Annotated in this window: 14 protein-coding genes; 6 read left to right on the forward strand and 8 right to left on the reverse strand. The window is 70.5% G+C overall.

The genetic code is table 11. The features are described 5' to 3' along the window. Positions 1-31: 31 nt before the first annotated feature. From FHS13_RS04035 to FHS13_RS04050, 4 genes are all read right to left on the reverse strand, one after another. On the reverse strand, positions 32-199 hold the full coding sequence (locus FHS13_RS04035) for a DUF3117 domain-containing protein (RefSeq protein WP_184287623.1): 168 nt from the start codon (positions 197-199) through the stop codon (positions 32-34). Between the two features lie 293 nt (positions 200-492). Next, the gene (locus tag FHS13_RS04040) at positions 493-1,095 is read right to left on the reverse strand and encodes a hypothetical protein (RefSeq protein ID WP_184287626.1); all 603 of its coding nucleotides are present in this window, start codon (positions 1,093-1,095) and stop codon (positions 493-495) included. Positions 1,096-1,241: 146 nt separating this feature from the next. Next, the gene (locus tag FHS13_RS04045; RefSeq protein ID WP_343064889.1) at positions 1,242-1,715 is read right to left on the reverse strand and encodes a hypothetical protein; all 474 of its coding nucleotides are present in this window, start codon (positions 1,713-1,715) and stop codon (positions 1,242-1,244) included. A 54-nt stretch (positions 1,716-1,769) separates the two neighbouring features. Then, the gene (locus FHS13_RS04050; protein WP_184287629.1) at positions 1,770-2,561 is read right to left on the reverse strand and encodes an LOG family protein; all 792 of its coding nucleotides are present in this window, start codon (positions 2,559-2,561) and stop codon (positions 1,770-1,772) included. A 397-nt stretch (positions 2,562-2,958) separates the two neighbouring features. On the opposite strand from FHS13_RS04050, the gene FHS13_RS04055 reads away from it, so the two are divergent. The 3 genes from FHS13_RS04055 (at position 2,959) to map (ending at position 5,754) form a co-directional block, all read left to right on the forward strand. Next, entirely contained in the window at positions 2,959-3,528 is a 570-nt protein-coding gene (locus FHS13_RS04055; RefSeq protein ID WP_184287631.1) for a hypothetical protein, read from the forward strand. Further along, a complete protein-coding gene (locus FHS13_RS04060) occupies positions 3,525-4,007 on the forward strand; it encodes an ATP-binding protein (protein WP_184287634.1) in 483 nt (160 codons plus the stop codon). The genes FHS13_RS04055 and FHS13_RS04060 overlap by 4 nt, the downstream gene beginning before the upstream one ends. A gap of 970 nt (positions 4,008-4,977) precedes the next feature. Further along, positions 4,978-5,754 carry a type I methionyl aminopeptidase gene (gene map, locus FHS13_RS04065; protein WP_184287637.1) on the forward strand — a complete coding sequence of 259 codons (777 nt, stop codon included), beginning with the start codon at positions 4,978-4,980 and terminating at the stop codon, positions 5,752-5,754. Between the two features lie 73 nt (positions 5,755-5,827). On the opposite strand, the gene dapE is transcribed toward map, so the two are convergent. Both dapE and FHS13_RS04075 read right to left on the reverse strand, forming a co-directional pair. Further along, positions 5,828-6,892 carry a succinyl-diaminopimelate desuccinylase gene (gene dapE, locus FHS13_RS04070; protein WP_184287640.1) on the reverse strand — a complete coding sequence of 355 codons (1,065 nt, stop codon included), beginning with the start codon at positions 6,890-6,892 and terminating at the stop codon, positions 5,828-5,830. 361 nt (positions 6,893-7,253) lie between these two features. Continuing rightward, a complete protein-coding gene (locus FHS13_RS04075; RefSeq protein WP_184287643.1) occupies positions 7,254-8,090 on the reverse strand; it encodes a 2,3,4,5-tetrahydropyridine-2,6-dicarboxylate N-succinyltransferase in 837 nt (278 codons plus the stop codon). Between the two features lie 174 nt (positions 8,091-8,264). Here FHS13_RS04075 and FHS13_RS04080 point away from each other — a divergent pair, with 174 nt between their 5' ends. Continuing rightward, on the forward strand, positions 8,265-9,143 hold the full coding sequence (locus FHS13_RS04080) for a hypothetical protein (RefSeq protein ID WP_184287646.1): 879 nt from the start codon (positions 8,265-8,267) through the stop codon (positions 9,141-9,143). A 35-nt stretch (positions 9,144-9,178) separates the two neighbouring features. Here FHS13_RS04080 and dapC read toward each other — a convergent pair whose 3' ends face one another. Beyond that, on the reverse strand, positions 9,179-10,288 hold the full coding sequence (gene dapC / locus FHS13_RS04085) for a succinyldiaminopimelate transaminase (RefSeq protein WP_184287649.1): 1,110 nt from the start codon (positions 10,286-10,288) through the stop codon (positions 9,179-9,181). 162 nt (positions 10,289-10,450) lie between these two features. Further along, positions 10,451-10,771, reverse strand: a complete 321-nt coding sequence (gene fdxA, locus FHS13_RS04090) for a ferredoxin (protein ID WP_184287652.1) — start codon at positions 10,769-10,771, stop codon at positions 10,451-10,453. Positions 10,772-10,954: 183 nt separating this feature from the next. Between fdxA and FHS13_RS21265 the strand changes: the two genes are divergently transcribed. Further along, positions 10,955-11,209: a putative acetyltransferase gene (locus FHS13_RS21265; RefSeq protein ID WP_246404392.1), complete on the forward strand. Its 255-nt coding sequence runs from the start codon at positions 10,955-10,957 to the stop codon at positions 11,207-11,209. A 186-nt stretch (positions 11,210-11,395) separates the two neighbouring features. After that, positions 11,396-12,745 (forward strand): hypothetical protein, encoded by a 1,350-nt coding sequence (locus FHS13_RS04095; protein ID WP_184287655.1) that lies wholly within the window; start codon positions 11,396-11,398, stop codon positions 12,743-12,745. Positions 12,746-12,800: the final 55 nt, after the last annotated feature.

Here is a 12,800-nt window from a genome sequence, read left to right on the forward strand (position 1 = left end):
CGGCCCAGGTGGGGAAGGTAGTTCTCCGGCCCTAGCCGATGACACCCTGAAGCGCGTCCCGGAGCTCGGCGGCCTCGCTCGGTGTCAGTTCGACGACCAGGCGGCCACCTCCCTCCAGCGGAACACGCATGATGATGCCGCGACCCTCCTTGGTGACCTCCAAAGGCCCGTCGCTGGTCCTCGGCTTCATCGCCGCCATGCCATTCCCCTTTCTCGTTTTCCTCGCGGTGGCCGGGCCACAGCACCGGCGCCGATCCGAGTGCCGTCTCGGCTCCGGAGCCGTGGGCCGGTTCCGTGTGACTCGCGTCCGTGTGACTTAAGGGACGGGAATCGCTCTTCGACCATTATCTCGGAGGTTCGCCCCCGTGTGTGCGCCAGGCAACAGCCACAGGGACCGCACACACGCACCAACGAGGAATCGTCAATCCCTGATGATATATCGGGACTGGCCGAAACCCCGTGGAGAGCCGGGGCCGCGCGGCCCCGGCCTCCTCAGAGCAGGGGCCCGGTGGAGACCATCCGGGTCCCCTCGCGCGTGACCGAGGACCACTCCGCCTCGAGGCCCTTGCCCTCGGAGGCGGGCCACACCGTCAGTTCCGACTCGTCGACGCAGCGCTCCTCGGGATCCGCCGTCTCGGTGTAGGTGTAGACGCGCCGGTCGTTGTCCGCGGCGGTCAGCGCGAGCGTGCCGGAGCAGTTGAAGGTCGTCCACGCGGTGCTGCCGCGCTCGGCGCCCTCCTCGATCCGTACCTCCGCGTGCCAGTCGGCGACGTGGTTGCCCTCGGTGTCGGTCTGGACCATCTCACCGGACCAGGACCCGACGAAAACCTCTGCCCCGACGGTGACCGCCGGGGCCTCCTCCTCGCTGTCACCGGACAGTGCCCACACCGCGGCGGCACCTCCGGCGACCAGTAGCACGGCCAGCCCGGCCGCGATCCCCGCGCCGATCTGACGGCGGCGCCTGGCATTGGTGCGAACCGTCCTGGGCGGCGGCCACAGGGACAGCTGCCGCACGGGAACGATGGGGGTCGTCCCGGTCCCGGGCCGATCATCCCCGCCGTCGGTTCCCGACTCGAGTTCGGCTGCTGCTTCCATCCTCGTCATCCTTACAGGGCTGCACCCGTCCCAGGGGGCGGAACGGGGGGTACGAAAGTACAGCGACCGAGAATAGAACACATAATCGCCACAGATCCGGCAAAAAAGTGCACCCTGGATGTGATGCACGACATAGGAGCGCCGAATCAGCTCCTCGTGTCGCCGTCGCCGCCTTCCGCGGTCACGGGAGCCTCCTCCGCCCCGGACGTCTCGGGGGCGTAGGCGTCGTCGGGCAGCGGGGGCGCGGGAACCGCCTCGTCGGGGTCGCCGGGCAGGTCGGAGCCCGGAACGGGACCGCTGCCCCGGGGCACGTAGGAGGGGTCGAGGCGGGAGAGGCGCCACTCCAGGTCCTCGATCCGGGACTCCCGGTCCCGCAGCGTGGCGGTCAGTCGGAACAGCAGCTCGTCCACGGCGCGCACGTGGTAGCCCCACATCGCCAGGGGGAGGACGAGCCGACCCAGTTCCACCGCCTTCACCGGGCGGTCGTCGGGCAGTTCCAGCGGGGGGTAGTCGGCCTCGTACCGGGCGAGCCGGCCGCCCTTGCCGAGCACGACGTACACGACGCCGACGAGCACGGCCAGGGCAGCCAGCGCGACCAGGATCATGATGAGTTCGGGCACGGGACCGATCGTGCCACAATCCGGACGCCTTGCGGGAGCGGTCCCGCCGGCCTCCTACTGCTCGGGTCCGGCGCCCTCGCCGCTCCCGTTCTCCCGATGTGCGATGTCGAGGTGCGCCTTCTTGATGATCTCGACGACCTCGTCGGGGTCGTCGGTCATCCGGAGCAGGTCCATGTCACCGGGCTTGATCAGCCCGTTCTCCAGCAGGCTCTCCCGGGCCCACTTCTCCAGACCGCCCCAGAACTCCGTGCCGACGAGCACGACGGGGAACCGGGTGACCTTGTCGGTCTGTACGAGCGTGGCCGCCTCGAACAGCTCGTCCAGGGTCCCGAAACCGCCCGGGAGCACCACGAAGGCCTGCGAGTACTTCACGAACATCAGCTTGCGGACGAAGAAGTAGCGGAAGGTCACCCCCATGTCGATGTAGGGGTTGAGGTTCTGTTCGAAGGGGAGCTCGATGCCGAGCCCGACGGACAGGCCTCCCGCCTCCTGCGCGCCCTTGTTGGCGGCCTCCATCATGCCGGGGCCGCCACCGGTGACCGTCGCGTACCCGGCCTCCGCGATCTTGCGGCCGACCTGGACCCCCAGCTCGTAGTAGGGGGTTCCCGGCTGGATCCGGGCCGATCCGAAGACGCTGACCGCGGAGGGCATCTCGGACAGCAGACCGAACCCCTCGACGACCTCCGACTGGATGCGCAGCACCCGCCAGGGATCGGTGTGCACCCAGTCGGACGGCCCGCGCCGGTCCAGCAGCCTCTGGTCCGTGGTGGTGCGGGGGATGGAGTCGCCCCGGTAGGTGAGGGGACCGGCCGACCTCGTCTGCTTGTGCTTGGCTTCTTCCGTCATGCAGTAAAGCTATCCACGCAGGTGCGACCCACACCTGAATCCCATGTGGCACACCGGTGACAGAAAGCTCCCCTCGGGCCCCTGCCCCGAGGGGAGCGGCGGGGGCTGTCCCGGGTTCCCGGCCCCCGATCGGCGGGAAACCGAGCCCAAAATGCCCGAATAGATAATTGATGCCAGATAAGTCGAAAAAGTCTTTCCACCGCCGTGACCTGCGCGGACACCAATTTTTCGAAGTTCCCCGCCTTTACCTCACCCCGACCCCCACCCATCCTCTATGCTGCTTTCCAAACAAATGAACACGTGACCCCGCGACGCCATCCAGCGCCCGGGGTCGTGGCCAGCAACACACCTCTTTAAGAACAGGATTGCCGGCGTGCACCAGTTTAGTGCTGCGCTTGTGAGCCGTACCCTCGGTACGCTCCTGGCGCTGATCCTCCCGTCCCGCGGCCGCCACTGCGGTTCCGGTCTCCTCTCCCGTCGCCGCAGGTCGACGCGGGTCCGCCGCTATGTGGCCGCCCCCGCCCCGGCGGCCGCTCCGCGACACACCCCCGAGCCTCCCCGGCCCCGGCCCCGTCCGGCCGAGCCCCGTCGGCTGCTGAGCGCCGACGACGTGGCGCTGGTGCGGCCCTACTACGAGGCCCACGAAAAGCACGTGGCCCGCATGCGCGCTGCCTTCGCCGCTGACACCCAGCCGAAGCAGGCGCCCCAGCCGTCTCGACTCCCGCAAAAGCCCCAGGCGCCCCAGCTGCCCGAGCCGCGCATCCCCGAGGGCGACCTGCTCGCCGGCGAAACCATCCCCCTCCCCGAGCCTGTATCTCTGCCGCTGTCGGTGCCTGGCCCTGCGCCCGTACCTGCGCGGGGCCGTCACCACCGCCTGGACGAGGCCGAGCTGGACCGTGAACTGGCCCGGCTCACCCGCATGTGGCACACCCAGCGGCAGAACCTCCAGATGGGGGTGCCCGCATGAGCGTGCAGCGCGCCTTCTGGGAACACCGCACCTACCCCGGTGACCTGTCCCAGCTCAAGCAGGTCCGGAAAGACCTGGCCACCGACCTGACCGGCTTCCCCGACGAAGCCGTCCAGACTCTGGTGCTGTGTGCCAGTGAGCTGTTCGCCAACGCCTGCAAGTACACCGCCTCCGGCCAGAAAGACGGCCAGGTTCTCCGCACCCTGTGCCTGCGTCGCGGACGCCTGCTGCGCCTGGGCTTCACCGACGACGGAGGCAGCGGCCGCATCCCGCAGATCCCGACCGAGCGCACCGCCACCGAGTGGGACGAGGCCGAGGGCCAGCGAGGCCTCCTCATGGTCCAGGCACTCTCCGTCGCCTGGGGATATGACCGCACCTGCCCCTGGACCGACACCGGAACCCACACCTGGGCCCTGGTCCCCCTCACCGACGGCACCACACCCCCACCGCACCTGAAGCCCTACATCTTCACCCGCTGACACAGCCGGGACTCCTCAACCTCTCCCAACGGTGGGGACTCCTTGACCTCTCCCAACGGTGGGGGCTTCTCGGAAGACCGAGGAGCCCCCTCCTCCACACCCAGAAAAACCCGCACTCCCTTTTCTCGGCTGCGCCCTATCCCCCGTGATCTTGTACCCAGCACCAACCTCACCCCCTTTTCTACTTCCCAGTACCCAGCGAAAGTGTCCGCAAGTACAAGATCACGGCAAGAAAGCCTCTGACCAGAGGGAAAGACCGAATTCCGGCCAAGGCAAGGAAGGCCCCGAACCGAAGCAGTCAGGAGCGGACCTGAGACCCTTGAGGCCCCTGGGGTCTCGACCCGACTGGGAAGTCGGCGCTTTCTCTCTTGGCTGTGTCTTATTTCCCGTGATCTTGTACCTAGCGTCAACCTCACCCCACCCTGCCACCCTCCCTCATACAGCGAAAGTGACCGCAGGTACAAGATCACGGGAAATAAGGAGGCTGGCCAGAGTGGTGAGGCTGATTTCCGGCTGGGATGAGAGAAGGGACCAAATCGAGTCGACCAGGAGGCGGACCGAAGGCCTTGGCTCGACCAGAAAACCCGCGCCCCCTTTCTCAGCTACACCCTATTTCCCGTGATCTTGTACCTAGCGCCAACTTCGTCCTGTCTTGTTGGTGTCCCGGTATTCAGTGAAAGTGACCGTGGATACAAGATCACGGGAAGAAAGGGCGTTGGCCGGGGTGGGGCGACCGGAGGCCTTCGGCCACGCTCCGCCTGTGTCCGTACCCGCACCTGTGTCCGTACCCGTTCCCGCGCTCGCACCTGTGCCTGTTCCCGCGCTCGCACCTGTGCCTGTTCCCACTCGGGCCACCGCGGAGGCGAGACCAGGGTCGAGGAGGTCGGGCGACAGGGCGGTCACGTACCCGAGGTCGGCTGTCGGCACCGCAGGGCCGGTATAGTTATTGGGTTCATGAGAAAGGCGCCGCATGATCGAGATCCTGAACTCCACCGAACTGGCCCGCGCGAGGGAGACGGGCGCCCTGGTCGCTGACATCCTGCAGACGCTGAAACGGCGCAGCACCGTCGGCACGAACCTCTTGGACATCGACCGGTGGACCGAGGCGATGATCGCCGAGGCCGGTGCGGTGTCCTGCTACGTCGACTACGCGCCGTCCTTCGGCCGCGGCCCGTTCGGCCACTACATCTGCACGGGTGTCAACGACGCCGTACTCCACGGGCGGCCGTACGACTACACGCTCGCCGACGGCGACCTGCTGACACTCGACCTCGCCGTCTCCAGGGACGGGGTCGCCGCAGACGCCGCCATCAGCTTCGTCGTGGGTGACGCGAGGCCCCGCGGGAGCATCGCTCTGATCAAGGCGACCGAACGCGCACTGGCCGCGGGGATCGCGGCCGCCCGCCCGGGGGCCCGCACCGGCGACATCTCCCATGCCATCGGCGCGGTCCTCCACGAGGCGGGGTATCCGGTCAACACCCAGTTCGGAGGCCACGGCATCGGGTCGACGATGCACCAGGAGCCGCACGTCCCCAACTCCGGACGACCCGGTCGCGGGCACAAGCTGCGTCCCGGGCTCCTGCTGGCACTGGAGCCGTGGGTCATGGCGGACACCGCCGAACTCGTCACCGACGCCGACGGATGGACGCTGCGCAGCGCGACGGGCTGCCGGACGGCGCACACCGAGCACACGATCGCCATCACCGATGACGGGGCCGAGATCCTCACCCTGCCGCGGCAGGCGTAGCCGCCGGTCCGAGATCCGCCGGTCCGGCCTCGGCCGAGGAGGGAGCGGCGGTCCCTCCCCGCCCTCCCCGGTGTCAGCGCGTGCCGCTCAGCCAGGCCACCATGCGCTTCTCCGCCTCGCGGATCTTGTCCGTCTCCGCGTACTCGTCCCTCGTGTGGGCCAGGGTCGGGTCTCCCGGACCGTAGTTGACCGCCGGCACCCCCAGCTCGGAGAAGCGCGACACGTCGGTCCAGCCCAGCTTGGCGCGGGCCCTCCCCTCGCCCACCGCAGAGACGAAGGCCGCGGCCGACGGGTCGTCCAGGCCGGGCCGGGCCGGCGCGGCCGCGTCGGTGACCCGCACCTCGAACCCGCCGAAGACCTCGCGCAGGTGCGCCTCGGCATCGGCGACCGACAGGTCGGGGGCGAAGCGGTAGTTCACCGTGACCACGCACTCGTCGGGGATGACGTTGCCCGCGACCCCGCCGCGGATGAACACGGCGTTGAGCCCCTCGTGGAAGCGCAGCCCCTCGACCTCGGGCTCACGCGGGGTGTAGGCGCGCAGGACGTCCAGGATCTCCCCCGCGCCGTGGACGGCGTTCACCCCCATCCACGAGCGGGCGCTGTGGGCGCGCTCGCCCCGCGCGACGACCTCCACCCGCATGGTGCCCTGGCAGCCGCCCTCGATGACCCCGTCGGTGGGTTCCATGAGGATGGCGAAGTCCCCCGCCAGCAGTTCGGGGGAGTTGCGGGCCAGGCGGCGCAGGCCGTTGCGCTCGGCGTCGACCTCCTCGTTGTCGTAGAAGACGTAGGTGACGTCGTGCACCGGTTCGGGGACCAGCGCGGCCAGCTTGAGCTGGACGGCCACCCCGGCCTTCATGTCGGAGGTGCCGCATCCGTAGAGGCGCCCGCCCTCGACCCGCGAGGGGACGTTGTCGACGATCGGGACCGTGTCGATGTGCCCGGCGACGACCACCCTCCGGGCGCGTCCGAGGTCCGTGCGGGCCACGACGGCGTCCCCGTCGCGTGTGACGGTGAGGTGGGGCAGCGCCGACAGGGCGTCCTCGACCGCGTCGGCGAGGACCTTCTCGTCCCCGCTCTCGGAGCGGATGTCCACGAGGGCGGCGGTCAGGTCCACGACGTCCGAGGTCAGGTCGAGCATGTCTGTCCCGTTTCGTGAGTTCGGTCGGCTGCACGGTACCCGGCCAGCCTAGGCCCTGTTTTGTGGATGCTCTCGCCGTATCGGCGGAGCCGATCCTCCGGCGAACGGTCGGCCAGGCGTTCCCGTGCAAGGCGGGGAGCGCCGCTCAGCCTGGCGGGCTTCGCAAGCTCTCCGACGCGGCAAGGGGGCACCTGGCGGCCGTGCAGCCCGAGATGATCCACACAACAGGGCCTGGTTGCAGTGATCTGAGAGGTGGGTGACGCGGGAGGCGGGAGGGCCGCCGGCCCCGCCCCGTCCACCGGGCGCCGCGTACGCGAAGGGGCGCCCCCTGTGCGGAGGGCGCCCCGTGCGCGAAGGCCGGTCAGGCGTTGACGCCGTGCTCGCGGAGCAGGTCGTTGAGTGCGAGCTTGTCGTGCTCCTGCCCCTCCTGGAGGCGCTTGAGCACGAGCAGCACCGGCATGCCGAAGTCGCCGCCGGGGAAGCTCTTGACCCGGTTGGCGGTGACGCACACCGACCACGCCGGAGCCTCGCCGCGCGCCAGTTCCTCACCGGTCTCGGCGTCGAAGACGCGGGTGGACGAGGTGAGGATGGTGCCCGCGCCGAGCTTGGCGCCGGTGCGCACGCGCGCGCCCTCGACGACCATGCTGCGGGAGCCGAGGAACGCGTCGTCCTCGATGATCACCGGGGAGGCCTGCGGCGGCTCCAGGACGCCGCCGACGCCGACGCCGCCGGACAGGTGGACGTTCTTGCCCACCTGGGCGCAGGAGCCGACCGTGGCCCAGGTGTCGACCATCGTGCCGGAGTCGACGTAGGCGCCGATGTTGGTGAAGGACGGCATCAGGACGACGCCCGGGGCCAGGTGGGCGCCCCAGCGGGCGATCGCACCGGGGACGACGCGGACGCCGTCGAAGCGCTTCTTGAGCGGCATGCGGTCGTGGTGGTAGAAGTCACCGACCTGCGACTCCTGCATGTCCAGGACCTTGAAGCCCAGCAGGATGGAGCGCTTGGCGCGCTCGTCGACCACGACCTCGTCGGTCTCCGGGTCGACGAAGGCGACGCGGGCCTTGCCCTCGTCGATCTGGTCGATGGCACCGGTGATGATCTCCCGGGCCTCGGTGTGGCCGGGGGTGAGTTCGGAACGCTGCTCCCAGAGCTCGTCGATCTGGTCGGGCAGCGGGCTGGAGTACGAGCTGGTCATGTAGAGACACGTTAGTAGTTCGCGGGCGGTACCCCGACGTCCCCCCGCCGGATGCGCGGGGGACCTCTCCGGCTTCTCCTTCCTCAGCGCTCGGTGTTGACTACAATTCGCCCGAAGCGTCGCACATCGTTCTCCTGTCGGCGCACCACCCGTTTCCGAACCCATGGTTGACCTGTGCCAAGCAAGCGCCGGAAATTCTCCGCCTTCGTCAAGATCCTGCTGTCGCTGACACTCGTGTGCGGCGCCCTCGTCGGGGGCGCCTACTACGTGCTGACCACGGTCGAGCCGCTGGACATCCAGCCCGAGATCGAGCCGGGGTGCCGCCTGGACCTGGCCGACGGCAGGTATCCGATGGAGCCCGAGCAGGCCATGAGCGCCGCGACCGTCAGCGGTGTCGCCTTCAGCCGCGACCTCCCCCCGGAGGCGGTGACCGTGGCCTTCGCCACGGTGTGGCAGGAGACGGCCTTCTACAACCTGGACTACGGCGACCGGGACTCCGTCGGGCTGTTCCAGCAGCGGCCGTCCCAGGACTGGGGTGACACCGAGGAGATCATGGACCCGGTGTACGCCAGCGGCGCCTTCTACGACGCGCTGGACGAGATCGACGGCTGGGACTCCATACCGGTGTTCGAGGCGGCCCAGGCGGTGCAGCGCAGCGCCGACGGCTACGCCTACGACCAGCACGAGGCGCTGTCGCAGCGGATGAACGAGGTGTTCACCGGCGACCGGGGCTCCGCCCTGACCTGCTGGTACGACGCGGAGACCCTGGAGGCCCTGGAGTCGGGCACCGCCGACGTCGCCGGCGCCGAGGAGGAGATGGCCAGGGTCTTCGGCACCGACCCCGCCGAGCTGCCCCTGTCGCTGGACGAGGAGCCCCGGACCGGCGACCTGGGTTGGGCCATGGCGCTGTGGGCGGTCGCCCACGCCGAGGAGTACGGACTGACGTCGGTGTCCTACGCCGACCGCACCTGGAGTGCCTCGGACGGCACGGAGGACGCCCGCGAGTGGCGCAGCACAGGTGTCGACACCGAGGGCCGCGTCGTCCTGGGCTGAGCCCGGGTGCCCCCGGCGGGGGCACCCGCCCGGCGTCAGCGCGCCAGGCGCCCGGCGGCGGCCTCGACGCGCTCGTCGGTGGCGGTGAAGGCCACCCGGACATGGCTCGCGCCCCGGGGCCCGTAGAACTCCCCGGGGGCGACCAGGACACCGCGGTCGGCGAGGTGGGAGACGGCGCCCCAGGCGTCGTGCCCCGGGTGGCTCGCCCACAGGTACAGGCCCGCCTCGGAGTGCTCGATCCGCCAGCCGGCCCCCTCCAGGGCGGCGCGCAGACGCTCCCGGCGGGCGCGGTAGCGCTCCTTCTGCTCTGCGGCGTGCGCGTCGTCGTCCAGCGCGGCGGACATGGCCGCCTGGACCGGGGCGGGCACGATCATCCCCGCGTGCTTGCGCACGGCGAGCAGCTCGGAGACCAGGGCGGGGTCGCCCGCGACGAACGCGGCGCGGTAGCCGGCCAGGTTGGAGCGCTTGGACAGCGAGTGCACCGCCAGGAGGTTCTCGTGGGAGCCGCCGCACACGTCGGGGTGCAGGATCGACACCGGTTCGGTGCCGTCCCAGCCCAGGTCGAGGTAGCACTCGTCGGAGGCGACGACGGCACCGCGCTCGCGCGCCCACTCGACGACCTTGCGCAGGTGGGGGACGCCGAGCACGCGGCCGGTCGGGTTGCTGGGCGAGTTGACCCACACCAGGCCCGCGCGGGCCGGGCCCAGCGCGGCGAGGCCGTCGGAGGCGACGGGGGTGGCCCCGGCGATCCGGGCACCGATGTCGTAGGTGGGGTAGGCCAGCTCGGGGTGCACGACCGTGTCGCCCTCGCCCAGGCCGAGCAGGGTGGGCAGCCAGGCCACGAGTTCCTTGGAGCCGACGGCGGGCAGCACCGCCTCCTCGGCGACGCGGACACCGTGGCGGCGCTCCAGCCAGCCCGCGGCGGAGGCGCGCAGCTTCGGCGTGCCCCAGGTCTGCGGATAGCCGGGCGAGTCCGCGGCGTCGGCGAGTGCGGCACGCAGGGAGGCGGGGACCGGGTCCACGGGGGTGCCCACGGACAGGTCGACGATGCCGCCGGGGTGCGCCGCGGCCTTCTCCTTGTAGGGCGCGAGCCGGTCCCAGGGGAAGGTCGGGAGCCGGTCCTTCACGGATCGCCGCTCGGCCATCGGTGCACTCTCCATCGGATCTCGGGGGCGCTCCCCCTGTGTTCGGTACCGCTCACGACAGTCGCGCCGACCCCCGGCTTCAGGGGGTCGGCGCGACGGTGCGCACGGGGCCGCGCGCACCCTCTGCGCCACGCAGGTGCGTCTCGCGGCCTCCCGGCCGTACTACTCGGCCTGCGGCGGCAGCTTGGCCACGAGCGGGTGGTCGCGGTCGATCTTGCCGACCTTGGAGGCACCGCCCGGGGAGCCCATGTCGTCGAAGAACTCGACGTTGGCCTTGTAGAAGTCGGACCACTGCTCGGGCAGGTCGTCCTCGTAGTAGATGGCCTCCACCGGGCAGACAGGCTCGCACGCGCCGCAGTCAACGCACTCGTCCGGGTGGATGTAGAGCATGCGGTCGCCCTCGTAGATGCAGTCCACGGGGCACTCGTCGATGCACGCCTTGTCCAGTACATCAACACAGGGCTGCGCGATGACGTAGGTCACGTCGTACTCCTTGTCTCACCCCCGCGTCCCACTGGGGCGGCGGGGACCTCCCAGAGAACCGGGCGTCGGGACCGGCGTGCGGGCGCCGTGCCCTCCCGCTCCGGACTCTGTTAAGCAATTGGCACAGATGTCGTGCTCCTAGTATGGGGGCGAAACACCGCTCGCGCACACTCGGGGGGCACCTTGCATCTGCGTGGTCGCCTGGTCCACCGGATCACGCCGCAGGACACCGGCAGGAGGGTCTCTGTCAGGATTCGCCTCCCCGGAGGGGGCTTCACCGATATCGTCGGCGTCGTGGAGTCCTGGGAGGGCGGAGTGCTCGCCCTGCGCCGGAGGGACGGTTCCGTCCGGCGGGTCGCGGAGTCGGACATCGCTGCCAGCCGTGTCGTCCCCCCGGTGCCGCCGCGCCGCGGAGGGCCTCCTCCGGAGGCGTCCTAGGTTCCGGGGCTCCCGCCAGGGCGTGTGCCGCACGTCTGTCCAGAGGCATTCTTCGCCCCGACCGGGGTAGGAGAGGCTCAGCCCCGGCTGTATCCCCCAGGCCGGGTCGAGAACAAGCGCTGCGCCCCCGTCGGCACCCCCGTACGGTACGGGCGCCAGGCACGCGGGGAGGTGGTGAGCACCGTCATGGGCGAAGCAGTGGCGTCAGCCCTCGCCGAGATGGCTCGGCGGGACGGGGCCGCGGCCGAGATGGCTCGGCAGGCACTGGACACTCTGGCTCCGGAGCGCAATCTCGAACAGCTCAACCAGCACACCGTGCAGCGGTTCTGCTGGTTGGAGCTGCCCGCGCGCTTCAGTCAGGAGGAGCGCAGGCCGGCGATACGGGCCCTGGCAGACCTCTTCTCGCTGCTCCAACTGCACAGGTACGCGCAGGTCTGCTCCTCGCAGGAGACCGAGACGCTCCTGGACGTGTACGAGGAGGAGTACGGGGCCGGACTGGTCATGTACGAGCGCCTCATGTGGGAGTCGGGGGTGGAACCGCCCGATCTGCCCGAGCTGACGTGGGGAATGGTGGTCGGCGACGCCGAGATCCGGGCCCGCCAGGAGACCGCCTCCGCCCTGGAACTGGCGATCGCGCTGGGCGACGTGCGCCCCGGCAAGCGCGGGTGGCGGCCCGCCCAGGAGCGCTTCGCCCGCTCCTTCCTCACCCGGCCCGGGGACGGTGGACTGAGCCACCTGGACCGCATCCGCGAGGAGAGGGTGCGCGGCTGGCTGAACTCCCCCGCGCACCCCTACCGCCGGCAGCTGTGGCCCCTGGTGGGGCAGATCATCGCCGGGGCCGAGGTACCCCGCTCGGCCCACATCGCGACGGCCCCGCTGCAGCGGCTGCTGGACCTGGCCGACGACGGCATCGCACTCACCCAGATCGGCTACCTCTCCCCCGTCGTGGTGCGGCAGATGTGCGAGGACTTCGGATGGCGCACCTCCCCCGAGCCTCCGCGCAGCGAGACCGACGTCACCCAGCTCATCGCCCTGCACCAGACGCTGCGCGCCATGCGGGCGGTGCGCCGCTCCGGGCGGCGCCTGGTGCTCACCCGGCGCGGCAGGCAGCTGAGGGAGGATCCCGAGGCGCTGTGGCAGGCGGCCACCGAATCGGTGTGCCGTACGGGCGGCCTGGAGCAGGCCGCCGCGGAGACCCTGCTCGGCATGCTGCTGTCGCGCACGCCCCAGGACGGCGCGGACCCGGGCCGGAGGGAGTCCGACGCCGACGCGGCCGAGAGACTGCTCACCTCCTCGGGGTGGACGTTTCCCGAACCGCAGGCACCGGGGCGCCACGCCGCGGCCCATCGCAAGGCCGCGGAGGCCGCCTCGGACCAGGTCCGTGCGATGGTGACGGCGGTGTGCTGGCTCCTGGAGGCACTGGACCTCCTCACCCCGGACGACGGCTCGGGGTACCGGGAGCTGACCGACCTGGGGCGCGTGTTCGCGATCGCCTGCCTCCACAAGTCGGCGGTGGCTCCCCCGGCGGTGGTGTGACCGGTCGGCCCGCCCGAAGCGGTCCGGTGCCGGACAGGGCCTAGTCTGGAGCGCG

This window comes from Nocardiopsis algeriensis (genome assembly GCF_014203695.1).
Classification (GTDB): domain Bacteria; phylum Actinomycetota; class Actinomycetes; order Streptosporangiales; family Streptosporangiaceae; genus Nocardiopsis; species Nocardiopsis algeriensis.